The sequence below is a fragment of the Agrobacterium sp. 6Ca8 genome, from assembly GCF_055382765.1.
Window position 1 is genome coordinate 968917 of sequence record NZ_AP026434.1, and the last position, 15242, is coordinate 984158.

The 15242-nt window shown below is 60.8% G+C and carries 12 protein-coding genes; all 12 read left to right on the forward strand.

What is annotated here, in order from left to right:
* The first annotated feature begins 223 nt into the window (after positions 1–223).
* The 12 genes from ACZ5A6_RS18625 (at position 224) to ACZ5A6_RS18680 (ending at position 15215) form a co-directional block, all read left to right on the forward strand.
* Positions 224–1297, forward strand: coding sequence for an ABC transporter ATP-binding protein (locus ACZ5A6_RS18625; RefSeq protein ID WP_019566397.1), 1074 nt, complete (start codon positions 224–226; stop codon positions 1295–1297).
* On the forward strand, positions 1294–2172 hold the full coding sequence (locus ACZ5A6_RS18630) for an ABC transporter permease (protein ID WP_003517681.1): 879 nt from the start codon (positions 1294–1296) through the stop codon (positions 2170–2172). Before ACZ5A6_RS18625 ends, ACZ5A6_RS18630 begins: the two co-directional genes overlap by 4 nt.
* Before the next feature lie 12 nt (positions 2173–2184).
* Positions 2185–2979 carry an ABC transporter permease gene (locus tag ACZ5A6_RS18635; protein WP_013761321.1) on the forward strand — a complete coding sequence of 265 codons (795 nt, stop codon included), beginning with the start codon at positions 2185–2187 and terminating at the stop codon, positions 2977–2979.
* A gap of 12 nt (positions 2980–2991) precedes the next feature.
* Positions 2992–4392, forward strand: coding sequence for an ethanolamine ammonia-lyase subunit EutB (locus ACZ5A6_RS18640; protein ID WP_464111247.1), 1401 nt, complete (start codon positions 2992–2994; stop codon positions 4390–4392).
* On the forward strand, positions 4392–5168 hold the full coding sequence (gene eutC / locus ACZ5A6_RS18645) for an ethanolamine ammonia-lyase subunit EutC (RefSeq protein ID WP_112492988.1): 777 nt from the start codon (positions 4392–4394) through the stop codon (positions 5166–5168). The genes ACZ5A6_RS18640 and eutC overlap by 1 nt, the downstream gene beginning before the upstream one ends.
* A 105-nt stretch (positions 5169–5273) precedes the next feature.
* Positions 5274–6671, forward strand: coding sequence for an FAD-dependent oxidoreductase (locus tag ACZ5A6_RS18650; RefSeq protein ID WP_464111248.1), 1398 nt, complete (start codon positions 5274–5276; stop codon positions 6669–6671).
* Positions 6668–7930: an NAD(P)/FAD-dependent oxidoreductase gene (locus tag ACZ5A6_RS18655; protein WP_464111249.1), complete on the forward strand. Its 1263-nt coding sequence runs from the start codon at positions 6668–6670 to the stop codon at positions 7928–7930. Before ACZ5A6_RS18650 ends, ACZ5A6_RS18655 begins: the two co-directional genes overlap by 4 nt.
* Positions 7930–9327: an FGGY family carbohydrate kinase gene (locus ACZ5A6_RS18660; protein ID WP_464111250.1), complete on the forward strand. Its 1398-nt coding sequence runs from the start codon at positions 7930–7932 to the stop codon at positions 9325–9327. Before ACZ5A6_RS18655 ends, ACZ5A6_RS18660 begins: the two co-directional genes overlap by 1 nt.
* A 346-nt stretch (positions 9328–9673) precedes the next feature.
* Positions 9674–12079, forward strand: a complete 2406-nt coding sequence (locus tag ACZ5A6_RS18665; RefSeq protein WP_464111251.1) for a glucan 1,4-alpha-glucosidase — start codon at positions 9674–9676, stop codon at positions 12077–12079.
* Between the two features lie 36 nt (positions 12080–12115).
* Positions 12116–13120 (forward strand): phosphogluconate dehydrogenase (NAD(+)-dependent, decarboxylating), encoded by a 1005-nt coding sequence (gene gnd / locus ACZ5A6_RS18670; RefSeq protein WP_464111252.1) that lies wholly within the window; start codon positions 12116–12118, stop codon positions 13118–13120.
* A gap of 11 nt (positions 13121–13131) precedes the next feature.
* Entirely contained in the window at positions 13132–14502 is a 1371-nt protein-coding gene (gene zwf, locus ACZ5A6_RS18675) for a glucose-6-phosphate dehydrogenase (RefSeq protein ID WP_464111253.1), read from the forward strand.
* Between the two features lie 35 nt (positions 14503–14537).
* On the forward strand, positions 14538–15215 hold the full coding sequence (locus tag ACZ5A6_RS18680; protein ID WP_080800995.1) for an ROK family protein: 678 nt from the start codon (positions 14538–14540) through the stop codon (positions 15213–15215).
* Positions 15216–15242: the final 27 nt, after the last annotated feature.

A 15242-nucleotide genomic window follows, 5' to 3' on the forward strand; every position in this document is an offset into this window, starting at 1 on the left:
GCTCCCATGGCAGTCGCGGAAGCAGCATACCAAAACCCTCGGTTCATCTCCTCTGTCGGCGCTGGGGCGGAAGAGGTGGGAGCCGACGCGGGGGGCACCGCGAAACGGCGCAGCGAATTTTCGCGGCGCTTGCGTAGATCAAGGGCCAAGGCATTTCCGATTCCCTGCGGGTCGGAGATGTTCTGGAGAAAGGCAAGAAGCCAGAATGGGAACTTCAGATACCATGCAGCCAGGATTCCTCTCGATTCGTTCACTGACCAAGCGCTACGAGACAATCGTCGCCGTGGATAATCTCAATCTCGAGATTCCCAAGGGCGAACTGGTTGCCTTCCTCGGTCCTTCCGGCTGCGGCAAGTCGACGTCGCTGCGCATGATTGCAGGCCTCTCTCCTGTCTCCTCGGGGTCTATCCTGATCGACGGCAAGGACGTGACGAAACTTGCGCCTTATAAGCGTGACATTGGCCTCGTTTTCCAGAGCTACGCGCTCTTCCCGCACATGACGGTCCTCAAGAATGTCATGTTCGGTCTTGAAATGCGCAAAGTGCCTGCTGCCGAGGCGGAACGCCGTGCCCGTGAGGCCATTGCCATGGTGCGTCTGGAAGGGCGCGAGGACCGTCGCCCCGCACAGCTTTCCGGGGGCCAACAGCAGCGCGTCGCACTGGCGCGCGCCCTCGTCATCCAGCCGTCCATTCTCTTGTTTGACGAACCTCTTTCCAATCTCGACGCAAAGCTGCGCGACGAGATGCGCGCCGAGATTCGCCGTATCCAGAAACAGCTTGGCATCACTTCCATCTTCGTCACGCATGATCAGGTTGAGGCGCTCAGCATGTGCGACAAGGTCGCTGTGCTCAACGGCGGGCACCTGGAACAGCTTGGCACGCCGCACGATCTCTATGAGCGCCCTGCCACGGCATTCGTCGCCTCCTTCGTCGGTCGCACCAACAGGCTGGTCGGCAACGCCGCCGGTGACCGCATCACGGTTGGCGATGCGGTGCTGCGAGCGCCCGGTGCGCACAGCGGTAAGATCGACCTGATGGTACGACCGCATCGCATGGCCATGACCGTCGCTGGCGACGCCGTCCCCGATTTCGACGGAGCGCCCGTCAATCGCATCGCTGGCGAAGTCCGCGATGTCTATTATGCCGGCGACATCCTCCACTACGAAATCGCCGCTGGCGGGCAGACCCTGTCCGTGGAGCGCGCGACGTCCGGCGGTGAAACGCCGGTCGCAGCAGGCAGCGCGGTCAGTCTCGTCTGGCGCGTGGAGGATACTCTGGTCTTCGGAGCAAACCGATGACGGCGGCGGTCATGATCACGGCTCCCGGTGGCCGTACCTCTTCCATCGTGTTTCTCGCAACCCTTCTTCTTGGACCCATCATTGCGGTCAACGGTCTGGCCTTCGTGTTGCCCGTCTTCAACCTGCTGCTGCTTTCCTTCCGCGAAAGCCTCGGCGGCGGCGGTCTCGGTGAAGCCCATACGCTCGACAACTGGTCGTCGACACTGACCGACGGTTTTTACATCGAGCTGATTGGTCAGAGCATCCTGACCAGCCTTATGATCACCGTTCTCACGCTGCTCGCCTCCTATCCCATCGCGCTCTACCTTCACCGGGCGCAGGGTCGCTGGAAAACGCTTTTGCTGGTGCTGGTCATTTCGCCGCTGCTCACCTCGGCGGTGGTGCGCACTTATGGCTGGATCGCAATCCTGGCGGATGACGGCCTCATCAACAACATCCTCTTCGCACTGGGTGCGCAAGGCGGGGTGCGTCTGCTGTTCAACAAGATCGGCGTCGTCATCGGGCTTACCGAAATCCTGATGCCCTATATGATCCTGGCGCTCCTCGCTGGCTTCGGCAGGCTTGATCCTCGCGTCGAGGAAGCTGCGGAAACGCTCGGCGCATCGCCCTGGAAAGTGTTCTGGCGGATCATCGTGCCGCTCACCATGCCCGGCGTGGCCCTGGGTTGCCTGCTCTCCTTCGTGCTGGCCGTCAGTTCGTTCATCACTCCCAAGCTACTCGGCGGTGGCCGCGTCTTCCTTCTGGCAACGGAAATCTATGATCAGGCCATCGTGACGCTCAACTGGCCACTCGCCGCTACGCTTTCGATGATCATCCTCGTGATTTTCGGTGCCGCCCTGGTGCTCTATTCCCGGCTTCTGCGGGCCATTCTGTAAAGGAGATCGAAGATGGAAGAACGTCCCGCTCCGCTGGCGCTGAAAATTGTCGCCTTCATCATGTTCCTTTTCCTCCTTGCGCCTGTGGTGCTCGTCGTGCCGATCTCGTTTTCGGCCGACAGCTACATGACCTTCCCACCCTCCGGCTGGAGCCTGCGCTGGTATGTGGATCTCATGCACAATTCCAAGATGATCGGCGCCCTGGGCACCAGCACGCTCCTTGCGGTCATCGTTACCGTGCTGTCCATGCTGATTGCGCTGCCCGCCTCCTATGCCATCGTGCGGATGCGGGTGATTGGCGCGGATACATTGCTCGCCTTCTTCACCGCGCCGCTTCTTCTGCCGACCATCGTTCTTGGCCTTGCGATCCTGATCGTCTTTGCCGGTGCGGGTCTGCTCGGTACATTCACGGGTCTGGTGATCGCGCATCTGATCATCGTGTTGCCCTATGCGCTGCGTGTACTCACCACGTCGCTTGCGGGCTTGCCGCTGATCTACGAGGAGGCCGCCTCCACGCTCGGGGCGTCACCTCTTACCGTCTTTCGCCGCGTCACCATGCCGATGATCGCGCCTGGCATCGTTGCAACGGCAGCGCTTTCCTTTCTCGTCTCGTTCGATGAAGCCGTGATTTCGCTGTTCCTCACCGGTCCGCGCATCACGACGCTCCCCGTTGCCATGTATCAGCATGTCGAAACCCAGGCTGATCCGCTTGTTGCCGCCATCTCCGTTCTTCTGATCGTGCTAACGCTTGCCGTCGTCCTGATCGTGGACCGCACGGTGGGCCTCACGAAGACTTTCGTGAAGTAAGGGGCCGGAAAAATGGCTTATCGACAGATCGCAGCCGGCACGACCTATCGTTTCGACGATCTGAAAACCCTGATGGCAAAGGCGACGCCGGAAAGGTCCGGTGACCAATTGGCCGGAATCGCGGCGGAAGGGCCGGTGGAGAGACTGGCGGCGCAGATGGCGCTGGCCGATCTGCCGCTTTCCACCTTTGTTGCACAGGAATTGATCGCCTCGGACGATGACGAGATTTCGGCCCTGATCGCGCACCAGCACGACGCACTGGCCTTCACGCCGGTGTCTTCTCTGACGGTTGGCGAATTTCGCGAGTGGCTGCTCAATTCCAAGGTCGGGCACGCGGAACTTGAAGCGGTAAGTTGGGGTCTGACACCGGAAATGGTGGCGGCAGTCTCCAAGATCATGCGTCTGCAGGATCTCGTGACGGTATCGGCCAAACGGGAAGTCGTGACTCGTTTTCGAAACACTATTGGTCTTTCCGGCCGCCTTTCCACCCGCAACCAGCCAAATCATCCGACTGACAGTTCCCGTGGCATCGCCATCTCGGCCATTGACGGGTTGCTGCTGGGGAGCGGCGATGCGGTGATCGGTGTTAACCCGGCCACCAGCGCTGTGACGGACTATATCCGCGTCGTGCAGTTGCTTGACGATCTGCGGCAATGGCTGGACATTCCAACCCAGACCTGCTGCCTTGGCCATGTGACGACGGCTATCAAGGCGATGGAGCGCGCTGCACCCGTCGATCTGGTTTTTCAGTCGATTGCGGGTTCCCAGAAGGCCAATGCGGGCTTGGGCATTGATCTTGCCGTTCTGCGAGAGGCTCATGAGGCTGGTCAGTCGCTGAAGCGCGGAACTATCGGCAGCGACCTCATGTATTTCGAGACGGGGCAGGGGGCTGCCCTGTCGGCCGATGCGCATTTTGGTGTCGATCAGCAAACGATGGAGGCGCGTGCCTATGCCGTGGCGCGCGAATTCTCGCCGCTTCTGGTGAATACCGTCGTTGGCTTCATCGGTCCAGAATATCTCTATAATGGCAAGCAGATCATTCGCGCCGGGCTTGAAGATCATTTCTGCGGAAAGCTGCTTGGCCTGCCAATGGGTGTCGACGTCTGCTACACCAACCACGCCGATGCCGACCAGGAAGACATGGACGTGCTGCTGACCATGCTGTGCGCCGCTGATGTGAACTTCGTCATTACCGTGCCAGGCTCGGACGACGTCATGCTGAACTACCAGACGCTTTCCCATCACGATTCAATCTATGCCCGCGAAACGCTGAAGCGTCGGCCTGCGCCGGAGTTTGAGGAGTGGCTGGTGAATATGGGCGTGACGGATGCCGCCGGCCATATGATCGAGAACCCTGCGCTGATGAACCGCGGGCTTCGCGAACTTGATTTTCTTGGAAGGGACGCCGCCTGATGCGTGACCGCCGGCCCTCCCTCATCTCCAGCCCGCCCGAACGTCTCAAGGCCCTGCGTGTGGCAACCGATGCACGCGTGGCGCTCGGCCGCACGGGTGCAAGCCCGCCCACGCGCGCGGTACAGACATTTCTGTTGGATCATGCGCAGGCGCGCCAGGCCGTGTGGCGTCCGCTGGACATTGAAAAAATGGAGCGTGACTTGCGCGCTTCGGGTGCGGATGTCGTGCATGTCGCAAGCCGCGCGCAGGACCGTGCGGATTACCTGCGCCGACCCGATCTCGGCCGTGCTCTTTCAGACGAAGGCCGTCTGGCGCTCGACGGGCAGGCCAAGGGAGCCGATGTCGCATTGGTAATCGCCGACGGGCTTTCCGCAACGGCTGTGGAGATGAATGCAGTGCCGGTGGCAACGGCGTTGCTTAATTCACTCGCAAGCAACGGATTGACGGTTGCGCCGATCACACTTGCCACGCAGGCACGGGTTGCGCTGGCGGATGATGTGGGAGCCGTCCTCGGCGCAAAGGTGGCGGTGATCCTGATTGGCGAGCGGCCGGGCCTTTCGGCAGCCGACAGTCTTGGCGCCTATGTCACCTTCGGGCCGGAGACCGGGCTGCCGGACTCCCGACGCAACTGCATTTCCAATATTCGTGATGGTGGCGTGCCGCCCGTCGAAGCGGCGGGGAAGATCATGACCCTGATCAGCGCCATGTGCCAGCAGGAGACAAGTGGCGTGACGCTGGTTGAATTCGAAAAGCCGCTGACGGCTTTGTCCGACTAGAAACAAAGCAGAACTCATTCATAGCCACGAACCGGCAAGGTGCATCGGCTCGATCCGTTGCGCCTGTTGATTTCGCTTTCGAACCACGAAAATAAAGGCAAGTCCATGGTCCAGAGCCTCTCCACAGCATTCGACGTCGCCGTCATCGGTGCCGGGGTGGTCGGTTGCGCGGTTGCCCGTCGTTTCGCACTGGCTGGTGCGAAGGTCGTGATCATCGAGAAGGGGTCCGATATTCTTTCCGGGGCATCGAAGGCCAACAGCGCTATCCTCCACACCGGCTTCGATGCGCCTGAAGGCAGTCTGGAACTGGAATTGGTGAAGGCAGGCCGGGCAGAATATCTGTCCATCCACAAGCAGATGGGCCTTAGCCTCGTTGAAACCGGCGCGTTGGTCTGTGCGTGGAATCCCGACGAGGCGCAAAGCCTGGAGGCGATCGCCGAGCAGGGGCGACGCAACGGCATTGCCGAGCTCGGTCTGCTCACGGCCCGGCAGGCCCGGGAATCCATGCCCGGCTTGTCCCACCGTCTTGTCGCAGCACTCGAAGTTCCGGGTGAACATGTCATCGATCCCTGGTCCGCGCCGCTGGGCTATCTTACGCAAGCGGTGGCGCTTGGCGCGCAGCTGGTGCGCAACGCCGAAGTCCTGTCCGGTGCGTTTGATGGCGCGTGGCAGATAGAGACGACGGCGGGTCCGATTCTTGCCGCGAGCGTTGTCAATGCGGCCGGATTGTTCGGCGATATCGTCGATGCGCGGCTGGGGCTTGTCCCAGACTTCACCATCAAGCCTCGCAAGGGACAATTCGTCGTTCTCGACAAGGCCGCCCGCCGGCACGTGCCGCGCATCGTCCTGCCCGTTCCCACCGAAATCACCAAGGGCATCGTTGTGTGTCCAACCGCCTTCGGCAACGTTCTCATCGGCCCGACGGCGGAAGAACAGGATGACCGCGAGCGTGCGACGGTAGAAACGGCGGCGCTGGAAGCGCTGCTGACGCGTGGCAGGGAGATCGTTCCGGCACTGGCCTCCATTCCCGTGACCGCTATCTATGCCGGCTTGCGCCCGGCCTCCGAGAAGAAATATTACCGGATTTCCGCACGGCCGGACCGGCGCGCGATCACGCTTGGCGGCGTGCGATCCACCGGTCTCAGTGCGGCACTTGGTCTGGCGCAGCACGCTCTGGCGCTTCACGAAAGTTTCGGCACGCGCTTCATGCCCCAGCCCGCAGTGCCTCATGTGACGATGCCGAACCTGAGCGAAACCTGCGAGCGGGACTGGCAGCGCGCTGATCATGGCGAAATCGTCTGCCATTGCGAGCTTGTCACCCGCCGTGAGATCGAGGCGACATTTTCCAGCCCGGTGCCGCCGGGTGATTTCGGAGGTCTGCGGCGGCGCACCCGCGCCGGCATGGGGCGCTGTCAGGGATTTTACTGCAACGCCCGGCTGGCCGCGATGACGGGCGACCGTCTGGCTGTACCGCTTGCGGTCCGTCCGGGAGACGATCGATGAGCTCCTGGAAGCCTTTTCAGCAGACGCAAGAAAACGTTCCGGATGCAGATGTAATCGTGGTCGGCGGCGGCCCGGCGGGCGTGGCGGCAGCGCTGGAGCTAAAAGCACGCGGCGTTGCGCGTGTGACGATCCTCGAGCGTGAGCCAGCCCTTGGCGGCGCACCCCGTCATTGCACACATTCGCCTTTCGGCATGCGCGAATTCGGACGCGTTTATTTCGGCCCGGCCTATGCGCGACGTCTGCAGCGGCAGGCGCAGGATGCGGGCGTTGATGTCCGCACCGGTCATTCCGTGGTGGAACTCGGACAGGACGGTACGCTGCTGGTTACGTCTGCGCGCGGCGTGGAAACGTTGAAGGCCCGGCGCGTTGTGCTGGCGACCGGCGCGCGGGAAAAACCACGCTCCGCGCGGCTCCTGCCGGGCGACCGGCCGGTGGGAGTGATCACCACCGGCACGCTGCAATCCTATGTCGCCTTTCACGGCATCATGCCCTTTCGCCGGCCGCTTATCCTTGGTTCGGAACTGGTTTCCTTTTCCGCGCTTCTCACATGCCTGACGCATGGCGCGCGGCCGGTGGCGATGATCGAGCCTGAGCCGGAACCGCTGGCGCGGTCGCTTTTCCGGTGGTTTCCCCGATTGGTCGGAGTGCCCTTTCATTGCCGCGCAACACTTGTGGACATTCGTGGGAGCGGTCGTGTCGAGGAGGCCGACATCCGGCTGGCAGATGGCCGTATCCTCACAGTCAAGTGCGATGGTGTTCTCCTCACCGGGCGGTTCACGCCGGAGGCAACGCTTCTGAACGCATCCCCTGTTGATGTGGCGGCAGGTAGCGATGGCCCTACGATCGATCAGGACGGCCGGATGGCCAACCCGATGTTCTTCGCCACGGGGAACGTATTGCGGGCCGTGGAAACGGGTGGCTGGTCGTTTCGCGAAGGCCGCCGCGTGGGTGCTGCCGTTGCCGACGATCTCACCCGCGAACCCTGCAACGCAAAGGCAGTGCGTATCGCTTTCGCCGACCCGCTCAAACTCGCGGTACCCACCATGGTGCGATCGGGGGGGCTTGACCGGCCGGCTTTTCCCGATTTTCAGCTGCGCTTCATCAGACGTGTTCAAGGCAGGCTTTCGCTTCATCTTGATGGAACGGAAGTGTGGAGCAAGTCCGGCTGGTGGCTGCCGGAACGCCGTGTGCTTGTGCCCATTCCCCGCGCCGCCGTTGAGGCGACCCAGATTGCCTTTCACTTTCAGGAGACGAATTGATGCGCATAGCGGCGATCGATCAGGGAACGACGTCGACCCGATGCCTTGTGATAAGCGACGGTGGCACGGCGCAACTCGTCTCAAGCCTGCGTCATGCACAGTTCTATCCAAACCCCGGTCATGTGGAGCATGATCCGGAAGAGCTGTTGCGCAACATCCGCGCGGTACTGGCCGATGCCGGGCCGGTAGATGCGATCGCGATCGCCAACCAGGGCGAGAGTTGCCTGGCGTGGGATGCCGAGAGTGGGGAAGCGCTGTCGCCCGTCATCGTCTGGCAGGATGCCCGCACCGCCGAAGCCCTGGCCGCTTTGCCCCAATCGGCTGCGGAACGATCGAAAGAGATTTGCGGATTGCCGCTCGATTCCTATTTTTCGGCGAGCAAACTGTCGTGGTTGCTAAGGCACAATCCGGCGGTGGCACGGGCGAGAGCCGAAGGGCGGTTGCGCCTGGGCACAACCGACGCGTTCTTTCTGGATCGGCTTGCAAGCTGTTTCCGCACCGACCTTGCAACGGCCTCGCGGACGGGACTGCTTGATCTGGCAACCGGTGCCTGGAGCCCGGAACTCTGCGCTCTTCATGGGGTGCCGCTGGATTGCCTGCCCGCAATCGGTCCTGTTAATGGCGGCTTCGGTTCCATCGAGGGAACGCCCATTCGCGTCTCCATCGTCGATCAGCAGGCGGCGCTTTATGGGCACGGTTGCCGCAAACCGGGCGATTGTAAGATAACCTTCGGCACGGGCGCCTTCCTGTTGGCCATCGCTGGTCACGAACGCCCGTTGTCGGGGGAGCTTCTGCCCACCATTGGCTGGCAAGAGCAAGGCGGCGCGGCCATTTTCGCCATAGAAGGCGGGGTTTATGACGCCGGTGCCGCGCTGGAATGGGCGCGAAAGATCGGCCTTTATGTTGACAATACCGAACTTGACGGTTTTGAGGGTTCATCGGCCGTTCGTCGTGGACTGGTGTTCGTGCCTGCATTTTCGGGCCTTGCTGCGCCATATTGGGATAGACAGGCCGTACCGCTTTTCATCGGCATGGACCACGCAACGGCGCGGAGTGACATGGTGCGCGCCCTGCTTGAGGGCATTGCGTTGCTGACGGTTCGGTTGATCGAAGCCGCGCAGACTTTCGTTCCCATCGGCGATACGATTTCGATAGATGGCGGCCTGTCGAACAGTCGCTATTTCGCCCGTTTCCTGGCCGCTGCCAGTGGTCGGACCATCTGCGTTCCGGCCATGCGCGAGTTGACGGCGCTTGGTCTCGCGGAACTGTGCGATATCGATGTCACCGCCATGCGAAAAGATGCCGAGATATTCAAACCCGACGGATCGGTCGAAGAAGCGGATCACGCTCGCTTCGCACGCGCCATAGGCAATGCAAGGGGCTGGTCGGGCGGTTGATGTCCACTTGGAATAGCCGGTTCATCGGCAATATCGGTGTGATCCAGAACGGCCGCCCGCTCTAGCGACGGCTTGGTGGCCGATCGTGTTGGTCCTGCAACCCAAAACCTCCAACGCGCGGCGCGGCTTAAATTACCAAATCTTTAGTTGTGTACCAGTTCGCCAATACCTAGCTTTATGGCGAGGCTGCATCCGTTGTGGATATGAGCAAGGAACCGGTAAGCCCGTTTCCTGTTGTTATCCAGGAACAGAGCCTTGGTTCAAGGTCGAGATACCCCGTCATGACTGTTCAGGACTGCAATTCGCGCCACTTTCGCCTGCCTCATCAGCGTAACCGAGACATTTCATGATGCGCACCGGACTGGATTTTGCACCGGGCGCGCCTGGCATAGAAGCGCGCTGGACGTCGAGCGCCAAAAACGGGGTCGGCACTGCGCTGTCGGAAGCATCGCCTATCTGGTTCACGCTCAGCCACGGCATTCTGAACGAGGTCTATTATCCGAGGATAGACAGTGCCTGCACCCGCGATCTCGGTTTTGTTGTCACTGGGCCTGAGGGTTACTTTTCGGAGGAAAAACGCGACTGCGTATCCGTCACCCGCCCTTTTAAAAGTGGAATTCCGGCATTTCACATTACCAATACGGCGACGGATGGCTCGTTCAGAATTGAGAAACAGGTAATCAGCGATCCCGCGCGGGCCAGTGTTCTTCAGCAGCTTTCGTTCATTCCCCTAAAGGGACAAATTTCGGATTATCGCGTGACTGCGCTGCTGGCACCTCATCTCGTCAATGCAGGCAATCTTAACTCGGCTTGGATTGGCGACTATGAGGGACATCAGGTCCTCTTCGCGACCGGCCGTTCACGATATCTTGCGCTTGTCTGCGATCTGCCCTGGCGGGCAGTCAGCGCCGGTTTCGTGGGTGTTTCCGATGGTTGGCAGCAGTTGCATCGGCACGGACGCATCGTTGAAGAGTACCAGCGAGCCGATGACGGAAATGTCTCGCTGGCAGGTGAGATCGACTTCAGTGATGTCAATGGCGCGGCAACATTGGCGCTCGGCTTTGGCGAGACGGAATATGAAGCGGCTGCGGCGGCCGTTTACAGTCTGAAGCATGGCTTTGAACGGGCGCACGAGGCCTACGTTGCCAACTGGCGCAACTGGCAAGACCGGCTGGAAACGCTCGACCGCGATACGCATCACGGCATCAATTCCTATCGGGTGTCGACAGCAGTGCTCGCCGCACATCGTGCCGCCGACCGGCCGGGCGCTGTTGTTGCAAGCCTGTCGATCCCATGGGGAGCATCAAAGAGCGATGACGATCTCGGTGGTTATCATCTGGTCTGGCCGCGCGATCTGGTGGAAGCGGCCGGCGGATTTCTGGCGGCCGGCGATCACCACGAGGCGCTGGCGATCCTCAATTATCTTCGTCAGGTGCAGCAGCCATCGGGCCGCTGGCCGCAAAATCTCTGGCTGGATGGCAAACCCTATTGGCCGGGCGTCCAGATGGATGAATGCGCCTTTCCGATCCTGCTGGCGGATATGCTGCATCGACATGGTCACCTGGATCATGCCACGCGGGCGGATTTTATGCCGATGATCCACCGCGCCGCAGCCTATATTCTGGCAAACGGCCCGACGACGGGTGAGGACAGGTGGGAAGAGGATGCCGGCTACAGTCCCTTCACCCTTGCCGTCGAGATCGCTGCGCTGCTTGCCGCTGCCGACCTTATCGATATGGACGGTGATGCTGCCGAAGCCGTGCATCTACGGGAAACGGCTGATTGCTGGAACGAGCAGATCGAACAATGGACCTTTGCCGGTGACGAGACATTCTGCGCCGCGCTTGGCATTTCCGGCCACTATGTTCGCATCGCTTCGCCTGACGCGACCGACGTAGCTCGACCATTCGGCGATACGCCCATCCGCAACCAGACGCCGGACCGTTCCATGCTGCCGACCAGCGACGTCATCAGCCCCGATGCGCTTGCCCTTGTTCGCTTCGGCCTGCGCGCGCCTGACGATCCGCATATTCTCGCGACGATCAAAGCAATCGACCATTGCCTGCGTGCCGATCTGCCGCAGGGGCCCGTATGGTATAGATATACGGGCGATGGATATGGTGAGCACGCCGATGGAGCAGCATTCGACGGCACCGGGCAGGGGCGGCCATGGCCGCTTTTGACCGGCGAACGCGCCCATTACGAGCTTGCTGCGGGAAGGCGGGAGGTGGCCGAAGCGCTGCTGGTAACGCTGGAGAAATCGGCCGGTGGGAACGGCCTTTTCCCCGAGCAAATCTGGGACCAGCCCGACATCCCCGAATACGAGCTTTTCTACGGCCAGCCCTCAGGAAGTGCGATGCCGCTGGTCTGGGCGCATGCTGAACATATCAAACTTCTGCGGTCGCTTGCAGATGGTTCCGTTTTCGACATGCCGCCGCAGGGTGTGGAGCGCTACATCCTCAACAAGACGCCGTCGCACCTTCGGATATGGTGTTTCAATAACAAGATTGCCGGGATGCCGGCCGGCAAGATGTTGCGGCTCGAACTGACGGATGACGCTGTCGTGCACTGGAGTGCGGATGGCTGGGTGACGACCAGCGACACCAGAACGATTGCTTCCGGCCTTGGCACATATTTCGTCGACTTGCCCGTTCAGGATATGGCGGCGGGCGACGCAATCGTTTTTACTTTCTTTTGGCCAAACACAGGGAATTGGGAAAACCAGGATTTCACCGTTCGCCTCGGCGAATGAAGTACATATCGCGCATTGGACAAATGGAGTGTCGGCATGCAGATCGGAATGGTTGGACTTGGGCGAATGGGCGCAAACATGGTGCGCCGTCTTCTGAAACAGGGTCATGATTGCGTGGTCTTCGACGTCAATCTCGACAATGTCGCAGCATTGGTGAAGGAAGGCGCAGTTGGCGCGAGCTCGCCAGACGACCTGGTCGCGAAGCTGTCACCGCCACGCGCCGTCTGGCTAATGCTGCCGGCGGCAATAACGCCGAAAATTGCTCGTGACTTTGCCGCCAGACTGCAGGCGGGCGATGCCATTATCGATGGCGGCAACTCCTTCTACCGGGATGCCATCGATTTGGCGGCGGAATTTGCACCCCGTAGCATCGACTTCATCGACACCGGTACATCCGGTGGCGTCTGGGGTCTGGAGCGCGGCTATTCTCTGATGATCGGTGGCCCGTTGGGTGCTGTGCAGCGGCTCGATCCGATTTTTGCTTCGCTTGCTCCCGGTGCGGGCCAGGGCATCGCGGCCGATCCCGTCACCGGCACGGCGCCAATGGGATATTTGCATTGCGGACCGTCAGGCGCAGGGCATTTCGTCAAGATGGTTCACAATGGCATCGAATACGGTGTCATGGCGGCCTATGCGGAAGGCCTGAATATCTTGAGGGCCGCGAATGCCGGCACGCAGCACCGGGAGGCCGATGCGGAAACGGCGCCGCTCGCCCACCCGCAATATTACCAGTTCGACATCGATCTTCCTGCCGTGACGGAGGTCTGGCGGCATGGGTCCGTCATCGGCTCGTGGTTGCTCGATCTGACGGCGGAGGCGCTGAAGCAGGACCCTCATCTCGTCCAGTATGGCGGGCGGGTGTCAGATTCAGGCGAAGGGCGCTGGACCCTTCAGGCGGCCGTCGAAACGGGTGTTCCTGCGCCTGTTTTGGCTTCCGCCCTGTTCGAGCGCTTCTCCTCACGCGGTGAGGCGGAGTTTGCCGGCAAGGTACTCTCGGCCATGCGCAATGCCTTTGGTGGCCATCTGGAAAAAGCAAAATGAGGGCGCCGGCCATGGATAAGCAGCGATCGGACGTACTCGTGGTGTTCGGTGCCACCGGCGACCTTGCCTACAAAATGATCTTTCCTTCCCTTTACGCCATGGTGAAACGCGGCGCGCTTCAAACGCCAGTCATCGGTGTCGCCTTCGATGACTGGTCGCGCGATCGGCTGATCGCAAGGGCGCGCGACGCGGTTACCAGCCACGTCGACAAGATCGAGGAAGCCGTCTTCGAAAAATTCGCTTCCCAACTGCATTACGTGTCCGGCGACTACCGAAACGAGGCGACATTCGAAAAGCTGCGCGCCGCACTCGGTGACCACGGTCATCCGCTTTATTACCTCGCCATTCCGCCGTCACTGTTTGAAACCGTCGTGACCGGGCTTGATAAGGCCGGGATAGCCGCTTCGGCACGATTGATGGTGGAAAAGCCGTTTGGCCGCGATCTTGCCACGGCGGAGGCGCTGAACCAGTCGCTGCACGCGGTTTTCGAAGAGGACGCCATTTTTCGCATCGACCATTTTCTCGGCAAGGAGGCGATTCAGAACCTTCTTTATTTCCGGTTCGCCAATGCCTTTCTTGAGCCGGTCTGGAACCGCGACCATGTTGAAAGCGTGCAGATCACCATGGCCGAGGATTTCGGCATCAAGGGACGCGGAAAGTTTTATGACGAGGTTGGATGCATCCGGGATGTGATCCAGAACCATCTCATCAACGTGCTGTTGCTACTGGCCATGGAGCCACCGGCAACAAGCGCTTCGGATGATCTTGTCGATGAGAAAGTGCAGATCCTTAAAGCCATGCCACCACTCAGCCGCGAGGATGTTGTGCGTGGCCAGTTCGACGGTTATCTCGACGAACCCGGCGTTGCGCCCGGCTCAAGCCGCGAGACCTTTGCCGCCGTGCGGTTTCGCGTGGCCACATGGCGCTGGAACGGCGTGCCTTTCTTCATCCGCGCCGGAAAGAACCTGCCTGCCCATGCAACCGAAGTTGTGGTGCGTTTCAAGCGGCCGCCGATAGCGCTTTTCGGCGATGTTGAGGCGGCGGCCGCAAATTATGTGCGCTTCCGGCTCGGGCCAGATATCGCCATCGGCATTGGCGCGCGCCGCAAGGCTGCCGGGGACGGTATGCTCGGCGAGGCGGTGGAACTGGGCGCTGTCGATGACGGCATCGGCGACATGGCGCCTTATGAACGGCTGATCGGCGATGCGATGGCAGGCGAACGCCAGCTTTTCACCCGTCAGGATGCGGCAGAACTCGCATGGAAAATCGTTGAGCCCATTCTCGACGACCCGGCCGTGCCGCCACGCTATGCCGTAGGAAGCTGGGGTCCGGTCGAGATGGAGAGTTTCGCGCCGCCAGGCGGTTGGGTCGATCCGGAGTGACGCCCATGCCAGCAAATACCACGGACGGTAGTTCAATGACACAGGATCGGATCGTTCTAGCGATCGATATCGGCGGCAGCCACGTCAAGATCCGCTCAAGTGCAGGTGGCGACGAGCGCAAGGTCGAAAGCGGCAAGGCGATGACCGGGCCGGAAATGGTCACCGCCGTAACCGCCATGGCGAAAGACATGACCTATGACGTCATCGCCATGGGATATCCCGGTCCGGTCGTCCACAACAAACCGCTTCGCGAACCGGTCAATCTGGGTACAGGCTGGGTCGGTTATGATTACGCCGGCGCTTTCCGCTGCCCCGTTCGTATCGTTAACGATGCGCTGATGCAGGCAATCGGCTCCTATCAGGGCGGGCGCATGTTGTTTCTCGGTCTCGGAACAGGCCTGGGAGCTGCGATGATCGTCGAAAACGTGGCCCAGCCCATGGAGATCGCTCATCTTCCCTATCGGAAGGGCAAAACGTACGAGCACTATCTCCGAGAGGCGTATCGCGAAGAGAAGGGCAATGCCAAATGGCAAAAGCGCGTCACTGATGTCGTAGAGCGTCTGACTGCCGCCCTTGAACCGGATGAGGTGGTCATCGGCGGCGGTAATGTCGAAAAACTCGATACCCTGCCGCCCGGATGCCGCCGCGGAGACAATGCGCTTGCTTTCGAAGGCGGATTCCAGCTGTGGAAGAACCCGAACCTCATCGTCTAGTAGGTCAAATATGCTAGGTCGGCTGCT

What these genes read in the sequence shown, in the direction of transcription:
- ACZ5A6_RS18625 (WP_019566397.1), top strand. Translation starts at nt 224, where the DNA reads ATGCAGCCAGGATTCCTCTCGATTCGTTCACTGACCAAGCGCTACGAG.
- ACZ5A6_RS18630 (WP_003517681.1), top strand. Translation starts at nt 1,294, where the DNA reads ATGACGGCGGCGGTCATGATCACGGCTCCCGGTGGCCGTACCTCTTCC.
- ACZ5A6_RS18635 (WP_013761321.1), top strand. Translation starts at nt 2,185, where the DNA reads ATGGAAGAACGTCCCGCTCCGCTGGCGCTGAAAATTGTCGCCTTCATC.
- ACZ5A6_RS18640 (WP_464111247.1), top strand. Translation starts at nt 2,992, where the DNA reads ATGGCTTATCGACAGATCGCAGCCGGCACGACCTATCGTTTCGACGAT.
- eutC (WP_112492988.1), top strand. Translation starts at nt 4,392, where the DNA reads ATGCGTGACCGCCGGCCCTCCCTCATCTCCAGCCCGCCCGAACGTCTC.
- ACZ5A6_RS18650 (WP_464111248.1), top strand. Translation starts at nt 5,274, where the DNA reads ATGGTCCAGAGCCTCTCCACAGCATTCGACGTCGCCGTCATCGGTGCC.
- ACZ5A6_RS18655 (WP_464111249.1), top strand. Translation starts at nt 6,668, where the DNA reads ATGAGCTCCTGGAAGCCTTTTCAGCAGACGCAAGAAAACGTTCCGGAT.
- ACZ5A6_RS18660 (WP_464111250.1), top strand. Translation starts at nt 7,930, where the DNA reads ATGCGCATAGCGGCGATCGATCAGGGAACGACGTCGACCCGATGCCTT.
- ACZ5A6_RS18665 (WP_464111251.1), top strand. Translation starts at nt 9,674, where the DNA reads ATGATGCGCACCGGACTGGATTTTGCACCGGGCGCGCCTGGCATAGAA.
- gnd (WP_464111252.1), top strand. Translation starts at nt 12,116, where the DNA reads ATGCAGATCGGAATGGTTGGACTTGGGCGAATGGGCGCAAACATGGTG.
- zwf (WP_464111253.1), top strand. Translation starts at nt 13,132, where the DNA reads ATGGATAAGCAGCGATCGGACGTACTCGTGGTGTTCGGTGCCACCGGC.
- ACZ5A6_RS18680 (WP_080800995.1), top strand. Translation starts at nt 14,538, where the DNA reads ATGACACAGGATCGGATCGTTCTAGCGATCGATATCGGCGGCAGCCAC.